This window comes from Halorhabdus sp. BNX81 (assembly GCF_029229925.1).
Classification (GTDB): Archaea; Halobacteriota; Halobacteria; order Halobacteriales; family Haloarculaceae; genus Halorhabdus.
Map to the genome: position 1 here is coordinate 322406 of NZ_CP107254.1, position 22189 is coordinate 344594.

Sequence of the window (22189 nt, forward strand, 5' to 3'; positions counted from 1 at the left end):
ACGACAGCGGCGGTCACCGCTGTACGCTGACACGCCCTTCGTCGACCGTGAGTTCGAACCCACGCTCGCGAAGCCACGCGGCCCCCCGCCCCTCGCCATGTAACAGCACCTCGGCGAGATCGTCGGGTTCGTCGACGTCATTCGCCAGCCGGAAGGAGTCGACCTCGACAGTGTCCGCGCCGATCTCCTCGGCGATCGATCGGTGATCCGTGATCGAGGCCTCGTGATAGTCGACGCGGAAGTCCGGATGACGGGCCACGATCGCGTTGGTTCCGCCACCACGACCCGGTGCGAGAACGACGTTTCCGTCAGCTTCGAACAGTCGATCCAGTGCGTCAGGTGTCACGAGCGCAAGGTCAGCCATGACGACTGCTATCGGTCCGTCAGCCGCCGCCAGTTGGTCGTTCACGGCCGCGTCGAGCGACCGTTCGTCGACGACGATGGGCCACTCGCAGTCGATATCGGTCGTCGCGAGGATCGTCGGCTCGAAGCCGACGGATTCGATCGTGCTGGCGATGTCTGCAAGCATGACACGTGCAAAATTCCGTCGCTCCGCAGTATCGAGAACGGGGGCCAAACGGGTTTTCGGATCGCGACCGTCGAACGGAACGACGACGCGCATCTACCGGAGTTTGTCGTAGTCGTCCTGCTGGGAGCGCCAGTAGTAGATCCCGCCGCCCAGCAGCGCGAGCACGACGAGTGCGCCGACGCCGTACAGGACCAGTTGGGTGGTCTGGGCGGACTGCTGTGCGGATTCGGCGGTGCTTTTGGCGTCTTCAGCGAGGTCCCGTGCCTCGCCGAAGTTCTCGCCGCTACCGTCGAAGACACCGATCGCGCTTTCGAGCGTGCTCCGAGCGTCCTGGCTGTCCGCGTCCTCGACCGCCTCATTCGCCTCGTCGATCAAGGTCCGCGTTTGGCTGCTCTCTTCCGTGAAGTGGTGGATCGAAACGGTTTCGATGCTGTTTACGTTGTCGCCCTGGATCCGGGTAAAATCAGCCCCGACAAACGACTGTGGCGGATCGTAGGAGAACTGTTCGACCGGTGGGACGGTTCCCGTAATCGAGACCTCGACGTGATCGAGGTTCTCCTCGCCGGCGATCGAGACCTCGAAACTCGTCGAGCCGTCGAAGCGGGTCGTGTTTTCGTCGCCACTGGGCGTGACCTTCGTGACTTCCCAGCCGGTCACGTTCCGGAGCTCGGTCGTCCCGTTGAGCCGCCACTGCTCGGAGGTCTCGTAGACGTCCGAGACCGTCGCCGAGACGGTGATTTCCTCGCCGACCTGTGCCTCCGCTGGTGCGTCCGCAGAGACCGATGCGGCCGTAACTGCGCCGACCGCAGCGAACGCGAACACCAGCACCGCCAACAGGGTAACCCCCTTAGAAGAGCGGATCCAACTCATCTTCGTCATCTTCTACCAGCGTCTCTAAGTTCTCTTCGCTTTCGTCCCGGATCTCGTCGATATTGTCCTGGGCCTCGATGGCGACCTGCTGGAGTTCCTTGATCCGCGGCACGTTGTGAACTCCTGATAGCAGGATGACGCTTGCGACGTATCCCGAATCGGAGACGGGGTAGTCCCCGCCCCGGACTTCCATACTGCCGGTCTGCTCTTCGAGCCACTTGCGCCCGCGCTCGATCCCTTTCCGATTGAGGTGGCCCGGCGGGCCCGAGAGCACCAGTAGCGCGCGCTCGGACCCGTCGATCTCACAGGGGAGCGTCAACCGACCCAGTGCGGCCTTCCGGACCAGCGACGTGATGCGGTTGGTCGTGTTTGCCGATTCCATCGAGTCCGATGAATCGTCGCCCCGGAATCGCGAAAGCAACCCGCTGGAGTCCTCGAGGTCGACCTCTTCGGCCGCGTATCCGACCGTCGAGACACCGCCGCCCGCGAGCGTGTTGATGATTTCGCTGGAGTCGACGACGCTTTCGGCGACTTCGCCGGATTGTTCGACCTCACCTGCGCCAAAGAGAATACCAAAGCGCTTGACGATCTCGTCGTTGATCTCCGCGTAGCCCGCTTCCATGGACTCGCCTGTTTTCCGCCAGGCGTCGTTGTCGAAGACGAGGAGATTGTCCACTTCCCGAACGAACGTCTGGAACGACCGGGCAGCGTTGAGGGTGTAGATGCCACCCTCGTCGCTGCCGGGCAGGATCCCGAGGCCGTAGACCGGCTCGGTGTAGATCCGCTTCAAGTGCTTGGCGAGGACCGGCGAACCACCCGACCCGGTCCCACCACCTAGCCCGGCGATAATGAGGAACGCGTCGACCTCGTGGACGGGAATGTTGTCGATGGCCCCTTGAACCTCGTCAATGTCCTCCTCGGCGATCTCCGCGCCGAGTTCGTTGTCCGCACCGACGCCGTGTCCCTTGACCCGCGCCTGTCCGATCAGGACACGGTTCTCCTCGGGAACGCGTTCGAGGCCGAGCAGGTCGGCCTTGGCGGTGTTGACCGCGACCGCCGACCGGACGATCCCACTGCCCGTCCGTTCGTCGTACTCCAGGAACTTGTCGACGATCTTCCCGCCGGCCTGCCCGAAGCCGATCATAGCGAGTTTCATAAGTGTGCCTCTTGGCCTGAAAACAGTCGGAATATGCGTATAAGCTTTTTGCCCCGTTCCCACAGAAAATACTGCGACGCTGAACCGCAACGCCCTGTTGTGATCTTCCGCCTTCAGATCCCGTTAAGGTACTCCCCAAGCGTGAGTAACACGTCGGGTTCGGTCCCGAAGTCGGTCACGTCGTTGTCCGCCGTGGTGTTGTCAAACTTGAGTGAGCGGTACTGATCGCCCCCCATCGGGAAGCCCGGGATCGCGCCGCCGATCGAGAGACCGACGCCCGCCAGCGCCATCGGGACGGGGACGACCGCGACTCGCCCGCGAACGAGCTTGGCGATCTGCTTGAGCGTGAGTTGTTCCGGGCCCCCCAACTCGTAGACCTCGCCCGCCCGCTCGTCGTCTACGACACAATCGGCCAGCATCGGCGCGAGGTCCTCGACCCAGATGGGCTGGAAGCGGGTCTTTCCGCCGCCCGGCAGCGGCGCGACCAGCGGCGGCGTCAGCTTCTTCGTGAATCCGACGAACTCTCCCCCGTCGCCGAAGATTACCGAGGGCCGGACGATCACCCACTCCAGGGCGGACTCTTGGACCACTTCTTCCGCGCGCCCTTTTGCGCGGATGTAGTGCGTGGAGCCGTCGGGGTCAGCCCCCAGCGCGCTCATCTGGACGAAGCGCTCGACGCCTTCGTCCTCGGCAGCTTCGACCAGGGTCTCGGTGCCGCCGAGGTGGATGCGCTCGTGCATCTCGTTGCCGCCGCTCGGGATGAACAGCGGCGAGAGCGCGACCAGGTTCACGAGGATATCGACGCCCTCGAGGGCGGGTTCGATCGACGAACGGTCCGTGACGTCGCCCGCGGCTGTTTCGACACCCGGGGGAAGGACCACGGAATCGGGATCGCGCGAGAGTGCCGTCACGTCGTGGCCGCGCTCGTCCAGTTCTGCACAGAGGTGTCGGCCGACGAAGCCGTCGCCGCCAGTGACAAGGACATCCATACCACGACATTTGGTCTCACGCACCCTAAACCTACGGTGGCCGGCAAGCCGGACGGGATGGGGCGGCAACCCGGACGGCACAGCGGACCGTCGCTGCCCGCCACAATGGTCGTTCCGCGACGACGAGCCGGCGGCCTTACGTATCCCGGGTTCGATCGATCGCTATGCTCATCACGCTCGAAGGGATCGACGGCAGCGGGAAGTCCTCCGCCTGGAAATTCTTGCGGGAGCACACCGCCGACCTCGACCCCGATTTCACCTTCACCCGGGAGCCGACCGAGTCGTGGTACGGCGAGGCCGTCCAGCGCTCGATTCAGGAAGACGACGCCGACTCCCTCGCCGAGTTGTTCCTCTACACCGCCGACCACGCCGCCCACCTCGCCGACACCGTCCAGCCGGCGCTCGATCGCGGCGAGGTCGTCGTCTCGGATCGCTATTCGGACTCGCGCTACGCCTATCAGGGTGCGACCCTGGCGGATCGGCTGGACGACCCCCTCGCCTTCGTCCGGGAGATCCACGAGCCCTGGACCCGCCCGCCGGACGCGACGATCTACCTCGACGTCGACGCCGAGACTGGGGCCGAGCGCAGCGGCGGGACGAACAAGTTCGAGCGCGTCGAGCATCTGCGGTCTGTTCGGGAGAACTACGAGGCACTGATCGCCGCCGAACCGGACCGGTTTGTCCGGATCGACGCGACGCGAGCGGCTGAAGCGGTACGGGCGGACGTTTTGGAGGCGGTCGAACGGTTGCTTTCAGAACAATAACCGTTCTCGGAGTCCACTCGGACGAACGGATCTTACATCCGATCCGGCGGTTCTTGAAGCAATCACTCCGACTCACAAAGAGGACTACTTGCTCGCCTGTCCCTCAGCACTTTCGTATCCTTCCTGCATCCATCCCAGCAGGTATTTCCCGGCAAGTCCGAGCAGGGCAAGGGCGGGCAGTGCAGCGAGGGCGAGGAGGGAGAGCATCTCCGTGGTAGCCATGGCCGTGAGTAACGACGTTGCTGCGCATATACCTGTTGGTAGATTGAACGACTGCTGTCCGGTCCAATCGCGTGTTCTCTGTGATTGCTACCACAGTAGTGCCAGTATCGGTCTCAGATCCACACTTCCGGGTCACTCCCAGGGATGGCCCGCGTCCTCGGGCCAGAGGGGATACCAGTAGGCCTCGTCGTCTTCGAGATCGAGTTCGCCGTCCAGCACGCTCTGGAGTTTGAACTCCGCCGTGGCGTCGCGCTCACGCTCGCCGGGCTTGGGCGCGAAGGGGTAGTACGACCCGCGACGGAAGGAGTAGACCCAGTAGACGTACCGGTCGCTGTCGTCCCAGGCGGTCGAATCCTCGGGATCGCGGAAGGCGAAGACGGCCGCGAGCAGCCGCGAGCCGTAGCCGTTCTCGACGAGCGTGTCCGCGGCGAAGTGGACGCTCGTGACCAGGTCCTCGACGTCGTCGTCCTCGAGGACGACCCAGGTGTAGCCGTGGGCGTCCTCGACGAACTCCGCCGTCGTGCCCGTCTCGATCTCCCCGGCGGCCAGGATCTGCCTGACTTCCGCGATCGCATCCTGGAAGTCCGTGCTGTCGACGTCGGAGAAACACAGCGCCGCCTCGCCCGCGGGTTCGTACCCCAGGTCGGCCTCCATCGTGACGTAGGCGGTGCTCATCCCGAAGAGGTCCTCGGGGTCGGCGTCCCGGGTCGCGTCGGCCTCGGCTTTGAGCCCCAACGCTGATTTGATGCCCTCAAGCAGTCCCATACCGGTTGTTCCTGCGGTACGTACTTAGGCGTCGCGCTGATCATCCTCCGGAGACAACAGCGGGACCATCGTCCGTCCCACTCGGAGGCGACGCGATTCTCACGCGAGTCAGTCCGACTTGCTGAAGGTCCTCCCGTCAGGTTCGGGGTGGGCATTCGACCCTCGGCCGAGGAGCCGATCACGCGACGGCAGCAGCGACCGGTGTTTCACCAGCAGGAATCCTGTGAAGATAGCGAGGAACCCGGCGACGGTCGTCGAGTCGATCACCTCGCCGAGCACCAGCCAGCTCAACAGCGTCGCGACGACCGGCTCCAAATAGACGATGAGGTTGCTTTCAGTCGGGCCGATCCGGTCGAGGAGACTGAAGTAAAGCGAGAACGCGATGATTCCCGGCCCGACAACGAGGAAGGCGAGCGACGCAACCGACAGCGGTGTCCAGACGACAGTGCCGAGTGACTCGCCGGTTGCGTAGCCCGTCACGCCCAGCAGCCCGGAGCCGAGGACCATTGCCCAGCCCTGGAGGGCGACCGCCGAGAGGTCCGTCCGGAGCGGTCTCGTGGCGACGGACCCGAAGGCGAAACTCAGCGTGGCGAGCACGACCAGCCCTACTCCGAGCAGATCTGCGCTCGCAACCGTGCCCACGCCGATGTCGGAGATGACGACGACACCTCCAAGCCCGACGACCAGCCCCAGGATCTGTAGCGTGGTGAGGTCGCTGTCGGGCAGCAACGCACTCGCGAAGACCGCCGTCAGCGCCGGGGAGAGACTTACCACGATGGCCGCGATCGCGGGCGGGACGTGTTCCATCCCCAGGTAGAGAAAGGCGTGGTGACCCGCGATCATGAACGCGCCGGCAACCAGGACACTCCCCGCGTCTGCCAGCGACCGGGGGTACCAGCGACGCACCAACACTGCGGCAAAGCCGATCACTATCACGCCAACCAGCGCGTACCGGAGACCGGCGAACAAAAGTGGCGGAAAGTACGCGAGTCCCACGTCGATGGCCAGAAACGAACTTCCCCAGAGGATGCCGACTACCAGCGAGAGGACGAGCGTTTTCGATCGCATTAGGTAGATATCTAAGAGATAGATATAATAATCTGTCGGAAGATAGAATCCAATTCAACTATCGGCCAAATATTGGCGACAAATTCACACTGGGCTGCTTGACTGTCGCGATGTTGCTGCGCGAGCGAGCGGAGCATACTTACCGATCACCGCCGAGCGTGTCACGCATGGACGAACGCGACGTTCGGATACTCAAGGCGATCGCCGATCTCGGGACGGACAGTCCGGAGCAACTCCACGAGGAGACGGAGATCCCGATCTCGACGATTCACTACCGCCTCAACAACCTCCGGGAGGACGGCGTGATCGAGAACGATCTCAACGACATCGACCTGGACGCGGTCGGGTTGGGCGTGACGGTCATCGTCGAAGTCCTGGCCGAATACAGCGGGACCTACGACGCCGTCGCCGAGAAGTTCGGTGAGATCGAGGGGGTCACGCAGGTCTATCTGACGATGGGTGAGACGGATTTCATCGTGATCGCCCAGTTAACCGACTCCGATATGGTCGAACGGCTCATTAGCGACTTCGAGGCACTGGATGAAGTCGAGCGGACGAACTCGACGTTCGTGATCTCGACGCTCAAAGATAGCCATCGAGCGCTTGAAGCCTACGAACTTGACACCTTGCTTGCTGAACTTGTCGACGAGTAGCCCTCCGAGTGTCGACAGACACGCCGTTCCGCAGTCACTCCTCCGCGTCCGGATTGAGCTCCAACCACCCCAGTCTCACCACGGAGTCGCTTCGTGCTGGCACTTGCCGTACTGAGACACTCGTGTGGGGCCGCTCGAGCCGACGACGATCGGGTGTCTCAGAACGCAGTCGTCCATTCCGGCCAGGTGCACCCGGATTTTCGACTCGCTCTTCTAGCTCTGAGAATGTCCATTAAATTTACATACTTACACTTCGCATTCCCACTTGGGTCGGCGACGTGACCCCGTCACCGACCCGGACGATCAGCCCATGATCGTCTCTACACCGGCCGGACTCCACCGCACCTCCGCCGCGGTGGTCCGGGTGTGTCCCCGTCGTTGTCATCATTGCCGCTTGCCGGGTTCCCGAAACCCGGCATCTCCCACCCCGCTTTTCTGGCGTCCCCGCCAGGTTTGGATGCTGCACGGTCTCCTCTCGCATTCCCCGGCGCTCGCGCGAGACCTTCCAGGGTTCGGAGCCCGCCACCGGCATTTCCGGAGCAGTCGCTCACACAAGGTTCGCGACGGTTGAAAATGCCCGGGGAGGGCTCCGAACCCTCGATCTCCGCATGACCCAGGTCCGGGGTGACGAACCCCGTGGCCATGCCGATGGCGCACACAGTGGAACGACCCTATGAGTGCGGCGCTATGTCCAGCTAAGCCACCCGGGCTCACCCCGAGATTGCGTGAGGGTCTTCTTTAAGCTTCTCATCTGTTCGTCGGCTGGTGATGCCACGCGAAGATAGCGGACCGTTCGCTCGGCAGATTGCCAGCCGATCCGGTGTACCCGCGGATTTATGATACCGGACCGGTACACCTTGGATATGGAGATTCCAGACCTCGTCCACGAGGAACTGGGGGGCGAAGAGATCCGATCGGGGGTCGCCATCGGCGATGAGGAAGTCGTCTGTGCCACTGATTCGCGGACGCTCATCTATCGGCCCGAAGGGATTTTGAGCGACGAACGTATCGAGCAGTATCCACACGACGTCGACCGATTGGCCCTCTCGGAAGGCCGACGCAAGACCACGTTCAAACTCACGTACGTCGACGGCACGCGCTCGTTCGCTGTCCCTGCCAGCCACGGTCGGGACGTCCTGACGCTCCTGCTGGAAGGCATCCTCGGCGTCGACGGCGTTCTCGACGAGGACGAATCCGTCGTCGGTGCGTTTCGATTCAGCGAACTCACGCTGGTCATCGCCGAGAACCGTCTCGTCAGACACATCGGCGAGACTGTCTGGGACGACGACTTCACCCAGTACGAATACGCCGACCTCACCGGGCTCGACTTTCAGGAGGGCAGCGTCGCAACGGAGATTGTCCTCACGATCGACGGCCGTCCACAGCGTATCAAGACACCCCGCGAGGATGCTCGCCTCGTCGAGGAGACCCTGAAAAAAGCCGTCTTCGAGTTCTACGAGGTGGCCACGATGGCGGAACTCCAGCGCGCGGTCGAAACCGCTGAGACCGGCGACGAGTCCTCGGCGACCGACGAACCGGACGATCTCACGTTCGGTTCGGGCATCGATCCGCTCGTTTCGGAAACTGGCGACGAACCGTCGGACCCCTTAGAGACTGACTCCGAGATGGCGGAACCCTCGACACCGACGGAGGGGGAATCGACGACAGCCACGCAACCCTCTCAATCCTCTGTGGAGACGCCACAGCAAACGACGGAGCAGGGTGTGGACAACCGCTCGGATCCTGCGTCGACCGCTATCGGTGCCGCAGGGACCGAAGACACGCCGTCTCCACAACAGACCAACAACCCGGACCGCTCACGCTCCACAGACGCGACACCCCGGACTGGGTCGTCCCCGGAATCGACTCAAGCAGCGACCGAAGACGATGTCGAGGCCCTCCGCGAAGAAGTCTCGGAACTGTCCTCGGCCGTCCAGCGGCAAAACCAGCTCCTCAAAAAGCAACACAACGCGATCAAACAACTGCTCGGCGAGCTTCGCGATCAGTAACTTCCCGACTATTCCTCACTCTCTGCCGGTCACTTTCCGGATGCACGACGACCCGAACGGGCCGAGTTCGCGGTCGTCCTCGAACCGGATGAAGTGGCCCGTCGAGAGCCCCGCGCCACAGCGCTGACACGAAAAGTCCCCATCGCGAGTCACGACCTGGCTCTCGAAGGAGACGTACTGTCCAGTCGTGGGGCGGACGAGTCCCGCCTCCCGTTCGATGATTCCCCGGCGCTCGGCGGTATCGAGAATCTCACGCGTCAGGTGTGGATCGGTCGTGACCGTCTCGATCCGGTCGACCGCCTCGGCCATCGACAGTTCGGCGTCCTCGAAGTTCGCGAGCAGCGTCACGCCGAGTTCCACCGGGTCGTTCGTCTCGTCCACACCGCTCGTTCGTGCTCCGCCGCCAAGAATCGTTGGCCTTCGTTGGCGATGTCTCTAGTTGGGCCTGTGTCGAACGGAATAGATTACCAGTGCAAATCGGGTTGAACGTACGCCGAGGGAAGCGAGGCGTTTCACCGCCGGAGCCGTCGAAGACGGCGGAGGCGGCCGTTTTTACCACCGGGAGCGCAAGCGCTCCCGAGCCCACACTCACTGCGTTCACGTGGACCATGTTTTTGCCGGGAGCGGGTTGTGGGCCGACGGCCCGCAACCGAATGCCGTGGCGACGGAGACGGCATTGCCGTCTCCGATCGAGGCGGTGAAGCCGCCTCGCAGTCGCCACGCGGTGCCCGTAGCGAACGAAGTGAGCGAGGACACCCGACGACGAAAAAGATGGGACCACAAAAGGTTTGCCAGCTCCGGCACCTGTCTCCGGTAATGGAACCGGCAGTCAGACGCCAGCTCGGCGCGATCGCTGCAGTCGCCGTCGTCGCCGGCGCGGTCGCCGTTGTGGGTTCGCCCGACGCCCTGCGCTCGGTCGTCGAGACGGCGGTCGACTCGCCGCTCGCGTTCGCGGCCGTGTTGGTCGCCGTCTACACCGTCCGGCCGCTCGTTCTCTGGCCGATTTCCGCGGTGTCGATCCTCGTCGGCTACGGCCTCGGCATCCCGCTTGGCGTCCCCGTCGGTCTCCTCGGAGCCGTCTGTACCTCGCTGCCGGCGTATCTGCTCGCCCGTCACGCCCCCCGTGAGCGCGGTCTCTTCGGCCGACTCCACGACCGCGGTAGCCACGTCGTCGACACTACCGGCGCGTTCCGCGGTGTCGCCGCTGCGCGACTCCTGCCCCTCCCGGCGGACGTGATCTCGTATGGGGCCGGCCTCTCCTCGGTCCCGACGCGAGCGTTCGTCGCCGGGACGCTCGTGGGCCAACTCCCCTGGGTCCTGGCGGGCGTCGTCGCCGGGAGTTCGATGCGGACGCTCGCCGTCGAGGGGAGCGCCGGCGGCCTTCCCCTGGTCGTCGGGGCTGCTGCGGTCGGTGTGCTCGTCCTCGCCAGTCCCGTGATCCGTCACATTGCCGACTACGACCGACTGCCCTCCATGGGATCGTCCGGCTCGCAGTGATCGATTCCGTCCTCTTCGCCGTCTGTCTCTCCTCAGTAGAAGGTGTCCGCACAGTCATAGACGACGCCGTGGGCGGGACAGACGTACTTGCAGTGGCGTTCGAACAGCGGGCGACCACAGCGTGGACAGGGTCGGCCACCGGACTCTTCCATGTGTATTCCTGGCAAGCGGACTGCTTGATAGTTCGGAAGGCGGAAAAACGAACGTGAACGATCGCTGTAGCGAACGAGTCAGCTCAGTCGGCGCTCAACACTCCGACCAGCCACAGGACTCACAGGTCTTGCAGCCCTCGGAGTAATACAGCGACATCGACCCACACTCGGGACATTCGGGACTCTCGCCGTTCTCGATGAGTTCCTGCTGGTCACCACTCGGCTCGGTCGGCTCAATCGATTCACTCGACGCAGCCGTCGCGCCGCCGTCAGTCGAGTGGCCCATGGCTTCCGGATCCTCTTCGTCGGCGGTCTCTTCGAGCGTCTGCTGTTGTGGATAGGCCCGCTCGATGTCGCCATCGAGGTATCGGCGCATCGCCGTGCCGATAGCATCCGGGATCGACTGGATCTGTTCGCCCTTGTCCCAGGCGACCTTCGGTGAGCGGATACCCTGGAGTTCGCCGGCGATCTCGTTGGGATCGACGCCGGCCCGGAGGGCGGCCGAGACGGTCTTGGCGAGGGCCTCGGTGAACGACGCCGTGAAGCCGCCGGAGTTGCCGATGTTGGCGAACAGCTCGAAGGGCCGTTCGGCTTCGGGATCCTCGTTGATGTTGACGTAGACCTTCCCGTAGCCGGTGTCGATACGCTGGGTCACGCCGTGGAGGACGTCCGGGCGCGGGCGCTTTTTGGCGTAGTCGGCGTATTCGCCGTCGGCTTCGCCGAGTAGCGTTTCGATTTCACCGTCGAGGGCTGCCCTGACGTCCTCGTCATCGAGGAAGGCCTCGATCCCGCCGAAGACGGCCTCGATCTGGGCGATGACCTCCTCGGTGTCCATGTCGGCGAAGTCGGTGTTCTCCGCCCTGGTGGTCAGCACCTGCTTGCTCCGGGTGCCGTCCCGGTAATAGGTGACGCCTTTGCCGCCGTGTTCGTAGATGTACTCGAAGACATCTTTTGCGTCGGCGATGCTGGAGTCGTTGGGCGCGTTGACCGTCTTCGAGATGGCGCTGTCCACGCCGTCCTGGAGCGTACACTGGATCGAGGCGTGCTGCTTGGGCGAGAGGTCGCCCGTCGTGACGAACAGCTCGCCGATGGCGTCCGGGACCGTCGAGAGCCCCTCGACGCCGTCGAACTCGTTTGTCGCCATCTGCTCCTGGGCCTCTTGCTTGACGGTATCGACGTCGATGCCGTTCTCCTCCAGCACGCGGAGGAAGTAGTCGTCGAACTCCACCAGCATCTCGTCGCCCTGGACATCGTCGGAGACGTTCTTATAGTACGCGACGTTGTAGACCGGCTCACACCCGCCGGTCGTGTTGCCGACCATCGACGTCGTGCCGGTCGGCGCGATGGTCGTCGTGTTGTGGTTGCGGATGGGGAAGCCCTCGGCCCAGTCGTCGGCGTCCTCGCCGACGTAGTGTTCGAACCACTCGCGGTATTCGGTGGGGTCGGCGTACTTCGAATCCTCCCAGTCGTTGAAGACGCCGCGCTCCTCGGCGAGTTCGTGGCTCGCCCATTTGGAGTCGTGGTTGATCTTCTGCATGAGGTGGCCGGCGATCGCGTCGCCCTCGTCGCTGCCGTACTTCACGCCGAGCTGGATGAACAGCTGGGCCAGTCCCATGATCCCCAGCCCGATCTTGCGCATGTCCCGGACCGTCTCCTCGATCTTCTCGACCGGGAAATCGGACATCGTGACGACGTTCTCGAGGAACCGCGTCGCCATTTCGATGCGGTATTCGAGTTCCTCGACGTCGATGGCTTCGTCGAGATACGCCTCGACCGCCGCCTCGAAGTCCTCGTAGTCGTCGGCGTGGCGTTCCGACCAGACTCGCCAGTCGGGTGCGTCCTCGGCGGCCAGCGTCGAGAGGTTGATGTGTCCGAGGTTACAGGCCTCGTACTCCTCGAGGGGCTGCTCGCCGCAGGGATTTGTTGCAAGAATTCGATGATCAGGATGCTCCTCGACGTCGAAGGAATGTTCCTTGTTGGCGCGTTCGAGATAGATCACGCCGGGTTCGCCGTTCTCGTGGGCACCCTCGACGATATCGTCCCAGAGCTCGCTGGCTGGAATCGACAGTTCCTCGCCGACCTCGACGTACTCGCCGAGGCCGAACATGTCGTACAGTTCCTTGGTCTCGGCGGTGACGATGTGGGGATCGCCCGTCCGGGGATTGGTGAACGTGAACTCCTCGTCGTTCTGGAGGGCGTCCATGAAGTCGTCCGTGATCCCGACGGAGATGTTGAAGTTCGAGAGGTGGCCCTCGACGGCGTTGCGGAGGTGTTCGGGAACCCGCCCGTCGTCGTCGATCAATTCGCGGGCTTCCTCCAAGGCGTCCGAGAAGGACGTGTGGGTGAAGTCGTCCGGGTCGTTCAGCCGGAGCGTCCGGGCCAGGGAGACGTCCTTGTTCTTGGCGTGGATGAACTGGATGACGTCCGGGTGGGAGACCCGCATGACGCCCATCTGGGCACCCCGCCGGGCACCGCCCTGGGCGATCGTCTCGCACATCTGGTCGAACGTCCGCATGAACGTTATCGGACCAGACGCGATTCCGCCCGTGGACCCGACAGCATCCCCGTAGGGCCGCAATCGCCAGAAGGCGTACCCCATGCCGCCGCCGCTCTGGAACACCTGTGCGGCTTCTTTGGCTGTCTGATGGATGTCATCGATGTCGTCCTCGGGACTGTCGACGAAACACGCCGAAAGCTGCTGGAGTTCGTCCCCGGCGTTCATCAGTGTCGGCGAGTTCGGCATAAAGGAGAGATTCTCCATCAGATCCTGGAACGCCGCGGCGGTCTCCTCGACATGGTCACGGACGTCCGCGGGGAGTTCGGGGACGACCGTCTCGTAAGCGAACTTGTTGACGTTGTACTGGCTGAGCGTCGTCTCGGCGTCGTCCGTTGCCGAAGTTCCCTTCCCGAAGACCTCCTCGGCGAGCTCGTCCCGCCGGGGATGGTCGGGTTTGAGCTGGTCGGGCGTGACCGTGATCTCGACGTCTTCGTTTCGCGCCTCGTAGACGGCTTCGGCCAGCGCGATGTTCTTCGCGACACGTTCGAAGAGATCCTCCTGCTGTTCGATGAGTTCACCGTCGGCGTTCTTCCGGAGATATCGCGCCGGCAGAATGTTGTGGTAGGCGTTGTCAGTCAGCCGGTCGGCGAGGGTGTCGCCCTCGGTGCGCTTGATCGGGAGCGTCACCTCGTCGACGGCGAGTTCGGCGTCGGTCACTGCTCGGCCCCCCACGACGCGGCCGTCGATCCGTCCGTCCGTCCCGTAGTTTTCGCTCTCGTTTGTATCATATATGGTGGAAGTTCTGTTAGCCTGGATGCCTCATAACGCTTTGGCTTGCGCGATTGTTTGCGATTCGAGCCTCTGTCATATTTCGTATGGGTCCGTGTTCGAGCCCCAGGCTCAGAGGGCTAGCTCGCACGCTCACACTCAACGAGATGGGGATACATAAGGGTTCGTAGACCGGAGTGAAAGTGAACGCAGACAGGACAATGGCTGTCCCCTCGGGCGGGTCGGACTCGAAGAGAGGGGGTGGGTGGGTCCGCAATGCTGCGCTCGATCGGTGACTCGACGGCGGGGTCCCGTGGAGACATGCAACGCCATCACGAACTGGTCCGGAATATTACCGTTCGGTCTGCTCGGCGACGTTGAGTGCCGGCTCCCGGCGGGCACACTCGCGGATAGCTTTAGCCCCGTCGTCGCCATCGTTCACTGCTGTCCGGCAGCCCTCCAGCAGGTGATCGAGCACGGCCCGGTTGTCCTCGTACCGGACTCGGCCGTCGTAGCCGACGACGCACTCGGCGAGCCCACCATCGAGGAACGCCGTGGCGATCGACCGCTTGCCCTCGTCACTTCCGTTCCCGTCTCCGTCACCCTCGAACGCGCTACAGCAGCAACTCACCACAACCCGGTGTGGCTTTCCCTCGACACTGGTGACATCGTCAGCGTTGATCCGTCCGAGTCCCGTCCAGGCTCCCGGCTCGCCGTGACCGAAGTAGACCACGAGGTCGCGTCGACGTCCGAGCGCGTCGAGGGCGTCCTCGGCGTACCAGGTATCGGGATAGCCCTCGGTCACGGTACAGCCGACGGCCCGCAACCGATCGGCCCACGATCGAAGCGGCGTGAGGTACCGGGGATGGTAGAACCCGAGCAGGAGCACCTGCTCAGAACGTTCCATTCGTGACCAGTCGATCTGGATCGCCCGCGCCGAAGGACCCGTCGTCGGTCGGGTCTTCCAGCGCGATCACGTACTCGCGCTGATGGCCACCGTTTCCGTCCGGCGTAAAGCCGTTCAGCGTCACGTTCTCCGCGGTGATCTCGACGGTCCACAGGCAGTCTTCCCACCAGCCGGCGGTGCCGGTATTGACGTAGAACCGGCTGTTGTCGGTGCCGTCTTCCATGAGCTTCGGGACGTGGGTGTGGCCGATGATGAGACTCGCGTCGAGCTGGCGGATGGTCTCGACGACCGCGCTCTCCTCGAACATCGCGCCGTCCTCGATCGACGGGCTCTTGACGTCGCTGTCGACGATCGGTCGCCATTCGCCGGGGTCGTAGTAGGGGGCGATCGCGTGGACGGGGATCTCCTCGCCGAATGCGGTGATCGTCTCGCCTTCGAGGCTGGCGTCCTCACCGAAGACATCCTCGAGGGTATCGCTCAACACGTCGATCGGTTCGCCGACGAAGTTGCTCGAGAACTTCCCGAAGTCGTTGTTCGCGTCGCAGTTCCAGGGGTCGAACTGGTGGCCGTGAGTGATCAACACGTCCTCGCCGTCGTAGGTCGTCGTCACGAAGTCATAGACTTCCAGGTCAGGGAACCCGTGGTCCTCGTATGCCCCGACGACGTGGGGGTCCTCGTAACTGGCGTCGTGGTTGCCACGGACTTTGACGAACCGCCGGGGTGACTCGAACTTGTAGAAGTCCTCCGAGACGGTTTCGTGGACGGTCGGATGGGTAGCGACGATGTCGTCGACTTTGTCAGCCGGCTCGTTGGCGGTGAGGTCGTTGTCGATCCAGAACTCCTCGCTGTCGCCGTTGAAGACGACCGTCCACTCGTAGCCGTTCGCCTCGTCGGCAGCGTAGTCCGAGAGCACGGACTCGACGAGATCGGCGTTCGCGCTGAAGTGATCGAGGCCGGCGTCGATGTCGTCCTGGTCCTCCATGTGGAGGTCGCTGAAGACGACGATCCCACGGTCCTCGGCCGGCGGCGAGAGCTCGCGGATCTCGACGCGCTGGTCGCACTCGAAGCTCCGGAAGTCGGTGGGCCAGTGCTTGTAATCCACCTGGTCCGGATTGACCAGCGAGCCGAGCACGACGTAGGCGACGGCGAGGAAGGGGAGACTGGCCGTCGCGAGCGTGACGACGAGCGCGAGCTTGCCGGCCGCCAGCAGCGGCGCGATCACCTTGTCGCGAACGAAGTCAAAGGCGTTCGAGACGCCTTTTGCGAACCACTCGGCCAGTTGTTCGAGCACCGGGCCGCCGAGGCCGGCCGCCCACTCGATGAGATCCAGCAGCGAGTCCAGGGCGGCCTCGACGACCTCCATCACCCAGCCGAAGATGTCGAAGGCTCGATCGGCGGCCCACAGCACGACCTCGAAGGCCGTCACGCCGACTTTGAGCAGCCCCTCCAGCAGTTGCGTGAACGTCTCCTTGCCCGCCTCGACGATCGCACCCAGGACGTCCCCGAGCGCGACGCCGATGTTCCGGAGGGCTCGGTAGAGTCGCCCGAGAACCTGCTGGCCGGCGTCCGTGATGGCCTCGAACAACTCGCGGATGCTCGCGCCGACGTCCCGGAGTGCATCGACGGCCGTGCTGAAGACGTTGCCCGGGTCCGTCAGGAGTGTAACCAGGATCTCCCCGAGGCCGATGCCGATCGCGAGCAGCGCGCCGAAGCCGGCCCGCATGATGTCGATCGTCCGGCGGGCACACCACGCGACGAGTTCCCCGATAGCCACGCCGATGTCGATCAACGCCTGGAACGCCGTCTCCAAGACCTCGCCCACGCGCTCGACCGTGTCGACGACCCAGTCGAGGATGTACCAGATCGACCGCCCCAGGTCATAGAGGTGCTCGATGAACTCTTCGAGGACATCCAATCCGAGGTTCAGCCCGGCCGCCAGGACGTCCCGGATGCGCGCACCGACGTCCAGCAGCGTGTCGATCCCCTCCCGGAGGAAGTCCCGCGCTCGATCCCACAGCGTTTCGAGGATGTCACCGACGGCCCCGCCGGCCGCGAGGATGCCGTCGAAAACGGCGCGAGCGGCCATCCTCCCCCAGTCGGCCGCGCGCTCGACGAGGTCGACCAGTCCCTCGCCGATCTCGACGACGGCCTTGCCGAACTGATAGAGCGCGTCGGTCGTGAGTTCGCCGACGGTCGCGAGCGCGTCGAGTAGCCCCCGAACCGCGGCCGCGCCGGCATCTCGTGCCCACGCCACGAGGTCGGCGACCGATTCGCCGGCCGCCACCAGTGCCTCCATCACCGCACCGACGGCCCACTCGCCCAGATCCAGTGCCGCGGCGAAAAGATCCTCGGCGGCGTAGACGAGTTCCCGGAGCAGGGAGACGGCGTCGCTGAAGAAGTCACTGGCTTCCCGGTGGAGGTATTCGAGCAAGTCACCGAGGGCGATCCCGCCGTCGAGCAAGCCCTGGAGGACCGACCGGGCTTTATCGAGGGCGTTGTTCGCGGCCTTCTGGATCTGGTCGATGATCGCACTGAGTCCCTGCTCGACGGCGGCCTTGGCGAGCTCGTATGCCTCGTCGACGAAGTCCTTCAGGGTCTCGATGATCTCCTCGCCGAGATGGGTGAGCTTGTCCTTGACGATTTCGATGATGTTGTTTGCGCGTTCCTCCGCGTAACTCACCATGTCGACGAGCGTTCGCGCCGCGACTTTCAGGACGTCGACGCCGATCGACCCTGCGGCGACGACGATATCCGTGAGCGTTTCGCCCGTCTTTCTGAGCGCGCGAACGATACTCCGGAAGAAGGATTTGCCGATGTTGAATGCCTCTCTCAGTATCCCCTTGATCGCCTTCCCGGCCGACAGCAGCCCCTTGACGATCTTCTTGATGGTCGAATACGCTTCCTGGGCGATGCCCGCGATGATGTCGGCGACAGTCTTTACGCCGTCGAGTAACGTCTCGACAACCGAGTTGATCCGCCGCTGGGCGTAGTCGACGACGTCTTTGACCACCTCGCCGAAGGATTTGCCGGCCTCGACCACTGAGTCGACGACTGTATTGACCGCCTCCGCGACGCTCTTGCCCGCCTCCTTGATGTCGTTCCAGGTGTTCTGGAACCAGCCGTCGTATTCGACGTCGATGTTGCCCTTGCGCTTCTCGCGACGGTAGCCCAGCCCGACCAGCGAGAGCCACTCCGCGATCGGCTTGGTGTCGCCGCCTTCCTCGAAGTAATCCCGGAAGACGGTCGAGGCATCTTCGACCGTCAGTAGCCCGGCTCCCGTCACGAGTGCGTCCTCCCGGCCGATGTCCCGGAAGGATCTGATCACCTCGCGGCGCAGCCGTTCGTCGCCGCGGCGACACGCGTCCCGCAACACCCGGCCACTCACGCCGCCGGCCGGCTGGGCCCGCATCAACCCATCGAGGACCGTGCGTCCCTCCCGGCCATCACGGCCGAGACCGGCCTCGACGACGTCGAGGTAGTTTTCCTCGGGAAGTTCCCGCGCTCGAAGGTTCGCGGCGACCGATTCCGGGCTCCCAGCCCCGAGTTCCTCGGCCATCCGCTGGGGGTCGATCTGGTCCGTCATGGGTGGTCATCTCCGCTGGTTGCGTTCGACGGTGGCTGGTAATCACCGCTGGACGCGGTCGATGTCGACTGGCTGGTCAGCCACTGCTTGCGGTGCTGTACTTCCTTTGCCGTTGGCATTTGGATGGGGTAAATCATCAGTCTATCAGGGTGGTGTGGGTGGCGTCGGAACTCGACGCGTCGGCGTTCTCCCCTTCCCAGTCGATGTCGCCGGGGACGGCGTTGTGATGGAAGGTGTCGGGGCTGTCGAACTGGAGCAATCGTGCCGTCGCGTCGAAGGTGGCCTCGCCGGCGCTTTTGTGGGCGAACAGCGAGGCGTCGATGACGTCGGTCCAGGACAGCGACGGATCGTCGCGGATCGCCTGCTCGGTGTCGCCCGGGATGAACTCCCCGATCCGCTGGAGGAAATCGGGCGGGACGGCTCGTTTCATCCCGGCCTCCCAGTTCTTGTAGAACAGCAGGAACTCGACGTCGATCCGATCGTCCCGAGTCGTGATCGATTCGATGGCGACGTCGTGTTCGAGCAAGTGCATCCCCTCGGCGTGATCCGCGAGCGCGCCGGCAGCGGCGATCAGCGGCGGATCGCCGGTCTTCGTCAGCGTGACGTCGACGTCCGTCAGCCCGACGGCATTTTCGACGCTCGGGCCGGTCCAGCGATTCGAGTCGGTGACCGCGGCGTTGGCGACGCCGTCGCGCTTTTGATCGGGTTCCTGGGACATGGACCACGCGTAGTCCGTCCCGGCCGAGATCGCGGGGCCCGACCGGACGGTATCGGCATCGCCGCCGACGACGAGATATCGCATCTCGACTGTGTAATCGACGCCGTCCTCCCGACACTCGGGCGTACCACAGTCGCCACGGAATTCGACGCTGGCGTCGAAATCGAGACTGGTCCTCCCGTCAGTCGGCGTCGGCCGGTCGACGTGCAGGGACAGCTCCTGGAGTTTGTCGGCGTCACTCGCCGCGTAGATGTCGAACCCGTTGAGCAGTACCTCGTAGGTGTCCCGGTTTTCCAGCGGGCTCTCAAGGTCGCTCGTGAGCGACTTGGATACCGTGATCGGGACGTTCTCGTCACCCTCGACCTCGAAGGACTCCGTGTGGGACTGGAAGGCAACGCCGTCGCCCGCTACTTTGGTGTAGAGATCACAGAACCGGGCCGTGTCCGGTCCCGTCCCCGAGGCGGCGGTGTGGACACACTCCCAGTCGTCACCGTCGAATTCGAGGTAACTCCCCAGCCGGTTGAGCCGGTGGTTGTATCGCCAGGCGTGGTGATACCCACGCCAGATCACTCCTTCGCCTGTTGACATATGATTTCAGTCATCTGATTGTCCATTAAGTATTAGCATTCCGGCAGATTTCATGTCATTCCATCTCACGTCACTCACTAACGTCCACCAAGACCGCCCGAAACGGCGCCCCGCAGTCAGGACGCGCCGACACGACGCCTTGACAGGGAACGTGGGCCGACATCCAGTTCGATCGACAGCCGACTGCCGGATCGAGTCGTCAGCCGTCGCCGGTGGCTGCGAGTACTGGGGCCATCGAGTCCCCAGCCGGGGGACCCGGGGTGGCCGGGCCCCGGCCACGAATGATTCGGACGGAGCATCGTTCATAGCCACGGATCCATTTTCGAATATGACAGTATACAAAACACTTTTCAAAACACTGTTCGATCGAGGAGTAGGTCCTGGACGGTAGCTGTCACGGATCGCGGTCACGATATTCGGTATTTCCAGCCAACGACGGAGCGCTCGATCCGGGGCCAGTCACGAGGTCGACGACCATGCACGAGACTGATTCAGTACGTAGACGGACCGTACTCAAACAAACAGGGGCTGCCGTCGTTTTCGGCGCCACGATGGGGACTGCTACCGCGTCCGGCGAGGCGTGGTATATAGCTGTCACGGACGGCGACGCCGCTGACCGCCTTTCCCGGCACGGGTTCGAAGTCCGGAATCAACTCGCCGACGGCGATGTCCTGGTGGTAACAGGCCGCGAAGGCAAGACTGACCGCATCGCGTCGACGAGTGGTGTCTCCGCCGCGACGGTCGACGTACCGCTTGCTAGCCCCGCTGGGGAGGGCCCTACAGCGACCCCACCGGATGAGGTGGCCGCTGAGGGGTCACCCTCTCGGAGGGGAACTGCCACAACCCACCGATCGGAGACGACTGACGAGCCTCATTACGATCGCCAGTGGGACAAGCCGCTCATCGATCTGCCCGCGGCCCACGAACGGACGACAGGCGAGGGAACCCGGATCGCCCTCCTCGATACAGGTGTCTACGCTGACCATCCGGATCTGGACGTCAACGAGGATCTCAGTCGTGTCGTCACACGGGAGACCATCGAGAAGCGCACTGTCCGCGATATGATCGGCCACGGCACCCACGTCGCCGGCATCGCCACCGCCTCGATCAACAACGACGTGGGTATGGCCGGCGTCGCGCCCGACGCTGAAGTGGTTTCGATACGTGACACCTATGACCCGGAGGGGGGCGACGGGCGGTATACGCCGACGCTGGCACGTCGTCTCGCCGGCCTGGAGTACGCGGCGAGCATCGATGTCGACGTTGTCTCCTCGACGGGGTCACCGGCCGGACGTATCAGGTCGTTCCCGCCGGCGGCCCGCGCGAACGCACTCGCCAAGGCCAGTCGTCGACTCATCCAACAAGCGGTTGACTCGGGGACAGTTGTCGTTCAGGCAGCCGGGAACTATTTCCTTCCCCCGGAGGGTGGCACGAACTTCCAGGACGGGGGCGGGACAATGTTTCCAGGGTCCGTTCCGAGTGCGCTCACCGTCGGCGCGACCGGCCCGACGGACGAGCGAGCCTACTACTCCCACTATGGGTTGGGTTACCTGGATATCGTGGCACCAGGCGGCGGCTACGGGTCCTTCGAGAAGACCTTCGAGTCGGCGGACGTCGACCGGCCGTATCCGACAAACGGAGTGTTTAGTACCACAAAGCCGGGAACCCGCCTCGCGGAGAACAGTGGCTTTCCCGAGAGCGACCGGTACGGATACAGCCTCGGGACGTCGATGGCGACGCCACAGGCGGCCGGCGTCGCCGCCCTCGTCCGCTCGATCGCCCCCGACGTGAACCCCTATCGTGTGATACAAGCTCTCAAGCAGAGTGCTGACGGCAAGAAAGGTCCGGAGCTTGGGTCCGGCCGACTCAACGCCGCGGCGGCACTCGAATCGTCGGTTCTCGACGGTGCACGCGAGTGACGAGAGCCCCACACATCCGGAGTCAGGGACGGATGTCCGCCAAGGGACCAAAGACGGCGTCCTAAGCCCCGCCGATCAGTCTGTCCGCCTCCTCCGTAACAGGTTCACCCGAACAGGAACCCGGGGGCGAAGACGAACGCGACGATGAGACACAGCAACACGACCAGTACCGTGAGACGAAGTACACCGGTTGTTTGTCGGCGACTTTCCGGAAGCGACTCGGTGATCCCAAACAGAGCCCATATAACCGCCATCACGAGTGTAAATCTGGTCGAACCGTTACTACCGAGGATCCAGGCGTAGTATACGTGTATACTCAGGAAGAAGGCTGCTGAGCCGAAATAGATAAGCGTCTCGGGGCGCCCATCCGGTTCTCTGAAGACGTGTTCATCGATTGTGGAACGCACGATTGCCAAATCATCGCTCAAGCTATAAATTATTTCGTTCCTCGTTCACCCGTCTGGTCCGGTGTTCGACTGTGAACGGTTCTATGCCACGCGATGGAGACAGAGATGGCTGTGCAGTTCCCGAGAGA

Annotated in this window: 19 protein-coding genes and 1 tRNA gene; 5 read left to right on the top strand and 15 right to left on the bottom strand. The window is 63.7% G+C overall.

All coding sequences use genetic code 11. The annotated features are described in order from the left end of the window. Positions 1-13: 13 nt before the first annotated feature. The 4 genes from cofC to HBNXHr_RS01580 form a co-directional block, all read right to left on the bottom strand. Positions 14-622, bottom strand: a complete 609-nt coding sequence (cofC, locus tag HBNXHr_RS01565) for a 2-phospho-L-lactate guanylyltransferase (protein ID WP_275882893.1) — start codon at positions 620-622, stop codon at positions 14-16. Next, positions 623-1399, bottom strand: coding sequence for a hypothetical protein (locus HBNXHr_RS01570; RefSeq protein WP_275738914.1), 777 nt, complete (start codon positions 1397-1399; stop codon positions 623-625). Then, a complete protein-coding gene (locus HBNXHr_RS01575) occupies positions 1377-2555 on the bottom strand; it encodes a tubulin/FtsZ family protein (protein WP_275738916.1) in 1179 nt (392 codons plus the stop codon). The genes HBNXHr_RS01570 and HBNXHr_RS01575 overlap by 23 nt, the downstream gene beginning before the upstream one ends. Before the next feature lie 113 nt (positions 2556-2668). After that, positions 2669-3544: a complex I NDUFA9 subunit family protein gene (locus HBNXHr_RS01580; RefSeq protein WP_275882894.1), complete on the bottom strand. Its 876-nt coding sequence runs from the start codon at positions 3542-3544 to the stop codon at positions 2669-2671. A gap of 164 nt (positions 3545-3708) precedes the next feature. Here HBNXHr_RS01580 and tmk point away from each other — a divergent pair, with 164 nt between their 5' ends. Further along, positions 3709-4308 carry a dTMP kinase gene (gene tmk / locus HBNXHr_RS01585; protein WP_275882895.1) on the top strand — a complete coding sequence of 200 codons (600 nt, stop codon included), beginning with the start codon at positions 3709-3711 and terminating at the stop codon, positions 4306-4308. Positions 4309-4392: 84 nt separating this feature from the next. Here tmk and HBNXHr_RS01590 read toward each other — a convergent pair whose 3' ends face one another. From HBNXHr_RS01590 to HBNXHr_RS01600, 3 genes are all read right to left on the bottom strand, one after another. Next, positions 4393-4530: a hypothetical protein gene (locus HBNXHr_RS01590; RefSeq protein WP_275882896.1), complete on the bottom strand. Its 138-nt coding sequence runs from the start codon at positions 4528-4530 to the stop codon at positions 4393-4395. Between the two features lie 132 nt (positions 4531-4662). Then, entirely contained in the window at positions 4663-5295 is a 633-nt protein-coding gene (locus tag HBNXHr_RS01595) for a hypothetical protein (protein ID WP_275882897.1), read from the bottom strand. Positions 5296-5403: 108 nt separating this feature from the next. Beyond that, positions 5404-6363, bottom strand: coding sequence for a DMT family transporter (locus tag HBNXHr_RS01600; protein WP_275882898.1), 960 nt, complete (start codon positions 6361-6363; stop codon positions 5404-5406). A gap of 167 nt (positions 6364-6530) precedes the next feature. Between HBNXHr_RS01600 and HBNXHr_RS01605 the strand changes: the two genes are divergently transcribed. Beyond that, on the top strand, positions 6531-7016 hold the full coding sequence (locus HBNXHr_RS01605; RefSeq protein ID WP_275738929.1) for an Lrp/AsnC family transcriptional regulator: 486 nt from the start codon (positions 6531-6533) through the stop codon (positions 7014-7016). Positions 7017-7590: 574 nt separating this feature from the next. Here HBNXHr_RS01605 and HBNXHr_RS01610 read toward each other — a convergent pair. Then, a tRNA-Met gene (locus HBNXHr_RS01610) sits at positions 7591-7726 on the bottom strand. Between the two features lie 153 nt (positions 7727-7879). On the opposite strand from HBNXHr_RS01610, the gene HBNXHr_RS01615 reads away from it, so the two are divergent. Further along, complete coding sequence (locus HBNXHr_RS01615) at positions 7880-9025, top strand: hypothetical protein (RefSeq protein ID WP_275882899.1); 1146 nt, start codon at positions 7880-7882, stop codon at positions 9023-9025. 15 nt (positions 9026-9040) lie between these two features. Here HBNXHr_RS01615 and HBNXHr_RS01620 read toward each other — a convergent pair whose 3' ends face one another. Next, on the bottom strand, positions 9041-9406 hold the full coding sequence (locus HBNXHr_RS01620) for a DUF5830 family protein (RefSeq protein ID WP_275738933.1): 366 nt from the start codon (positions 9404-9406) through the stop codon (positions 9041-9043). 435 nt (positions 9407-9841) lie between these two features. Between HBNXHr_RS01620 and HBNXHr_RS01625 the strand changes: the two genes are divergently transcribed. Then, positions 9842-10522 carry a VTT domain-containing protein gene (locus HBNXHr_RS01625; RefSeq protein ID WP_275882900.1) on the top strand — a complete coding sequence of 227 codons (681 nt, stop codon included), beginning with the start codon at positions 9842-9844 and terminating at the stop codon, positions 10520-10522. Between the two features lie 32 nt (positions 10523-10554). Here HBNXHr_RS01625 and HBNXHr_RS14290 read toward each other — a convergent pair whose 3' ends face one another. The 5 genes from HBNXHr_RS14290 to HBNXHr_RS01645 all read right to left on the bottom strand — a co-directional run bounded on the left by HBNXHr_RS14290 (position 10555) and on the right by HBNXHr_RS01645 (position 19735). Continuing rightward, complete coding sequence (locus tag HBNXHr_RS14290) at positions 10555-10674, bottom strand: HVO_2523 family zinc finger protein (protein WP_345893716.1); 120 nt, start codon at positions 10672-10674, stop codon at positions 10555-10557. A 94-nt stretch (positions 10675-10768) separates the two neighbouring features. After that, entirely contained in the window at positions 10769-13888 is a 3120-nt protein-coding gene (locus HBNXHr_RS01630) for an adenosylcobalamin-dependent ribonucleoside-diphosphate reductase (RefSeq protein ID WP_275882901.1), read from the bottom strand. Positions 13889-14291: 403 nt separating this feature from the next. Next, the gene (locus tag HBNXHr_RS01635) at positions 14292-14846 is read right to left on the bottom strand and encodes a hypothetical protein (RefSeq protein WP_275882902.1); all 555 of its coding nucleotides are present in this window, start codon (positions 14844-14846) and stop codon (positions 14292-14294) included. After that, complete coding sequence (locus tag HBNXHr_RS01640) at positions 14833-18429, bottom strand: hypothetical protein (RefSeq protein ID WP_275882903.1); 3597 nt, start codon at positions 18427-18429, stop codon at positions 14833-14835. The genes HBNXHr_RS01635 and HBNXHr_RS01640 overlap by 14 nt, the downstream gene beginning before the upstream one ends. A 136-nt stretch (positions 18430-18565) precedes the next feature. Continuing rightward, entirely contained in the window at positions 18566-19735 is a 1170-nt protein-coding gene (locus HBNXHr_RS01645; RefSeq protein ID WP_275882904.1) for a hypothetical protein, read from the bottom strand. A 551-nt stretch (positions 19736-20286) separates the two neighbouring features. On the opposite strand from HBNXHr_RS01645, the gene HBNXHr_RS01650 reads away from it, so the two are divergent. Beyond that, the gene (locus HBNXHr_RS01650; RefSeq protein ID WP_275882905.1) at positions 20287-21654 is read left to right on the top strand and encodes a S8 family serine peptidase; all 1368 of its coding nucleotides are present in this window, start codon (positions 20287-20289) and stop codon (positions 21652-21654) included. Between the two features lie 104 nt (positions 21655-21758). On the opposite strand, the gene HBNXHr_RS01655 is transcribed toward HBNXHr_RS01650, so the two are convergent. Beyond that, positions 21759-22061, bottom strand: a complete 303-nt coding sequence (locus tag HBNXHr_RS01655) for a hypothetical protein (protein ID WP_275882906.1) — start codon at positions 22059-22061, stop codon at positions 21759-21761. Positions 22062-22189: the final 128 nt, after the last annotated feature.

Excerpts from the sequence above, each read along its gene's own strand:
- cofC (WP_275882893.1), bottom strand. The coding sequence starts at position 622 with ATGCGCGTCGTCGTTCCGTTCGACGGTCGCGATCCGAAAACCCGTTTG.
- HBNXHr_RS01570 (WP_275738914.1), bottom strand. The coding sequence starts at position 1,399 with ATGAGTTGGATCCGCTCTTCTAAGGGGGTTACCCTGTTGGCGGTGCTG.
- HBNXHr_RS01575 (WP_275738916.1), bottom strand. The coding sequence starts at position 2,555 with ATGAAACTCGCTATGATCGGCTTCGGGCAGGCCGGCGGGAAGATCGTC.
- HBNXHr_RS01580 (WP_275882894.1), bottom strand. The coding sequence starts at position 3,544 with ATGGATGTCCTTGTCACTGGCGGCGACGGCTTCGTCGGCCGACACCTC.
- tmk (WP_275882895.1), top strand. The coding sequence starts at position 3,709 with ATGCTCATCACGCTCGAAGGGATCGACGGCAGCGGGAAGTCCTCCGCC.
- HBNXHr_RS01590 (WP_275882896.1), bottom strand. The coding sequence starts at position 4,530 with ATGGCTACCACGGAGATGCTCTCCCTCCTCGCCCTCGCTGCACTGCCC.
- HBNXHr_RS01595 (WP_275882897.1), bottom strand. The coding sequence starts at position 5,295 with ATGGGACTGCTTGAGGGCATCAAATCAGCGTTGGGGCTCAAAGCCGAG.
- HBNXHr_RS01600 (WP_275882898.1), bottom strand. The coding sequence starts at position 6,363 with ATGCGATCGAAAACGCTCGTCCTCTCGCTGGTAGTCGGCATCCTCTGG.
- HBNXHr_RS01605 (WP_275738929.1), top strand. The coding sequence starts at position 6,531 with ATGGACGAACGCGACGTTCGGATACTCAAGGCGATCGCCGATCTCGGG.
- HBNXHr_RS01615 (WP_275882899.1), top strand. The coding sequence starts at position 7,880 with ATGGAGATTCCAGACCTCGTCCACGAGGAACTGGGGGGCGAAGAGATC.
- HBNXHr_RS01625 (WP_275882900.1), top strand. The coding sequence starts at position 9,842 with ATGGAACCGGCAGTCAGACGCCAGCTCGGCGCGATCGCTGCAGTCGCC.
- HBNXHr_RS14290 (WP_345893716.1), bottom strand. The coding sequence starts at position 10,674 with ATGGAAGAGTCCGGTGGCCGACCCTGTCCACGCTGTGGTCGCCCGCTG.
- HBNXHr_RS01635 (WP_275882902.1), bottom strand. The coding sequence starts at position 14,846 with ATGGAACGTTCTGAGCAGGTGCTCCTGCTCGGGTTCTACCATCCCCGG.
- HBNXHr_RS01640 (WP_275882903.1), bottom strand. The coding sequence starts at position 18,429 with ATGACGGACCAGATCGACCCCCAGCGGATGGCCGAGGAACTCGGGGCT.
- HBNXHr_RS01645 (WP_275882904.1), bottom strand. The coding sequence starts at position 19,735 with ATGTCAACAGGCGAAGGAGTGATCTGGCGTGGGTATCACCACGCCTGG.
- HBNXHr_RS01650 (WP_275882905.1), top strand. The coding sequence starts at position 20,287 with ATGGGGACTGCTACCGCGTCCGGCGAGGCGTGGTATATAGCTGTCACG.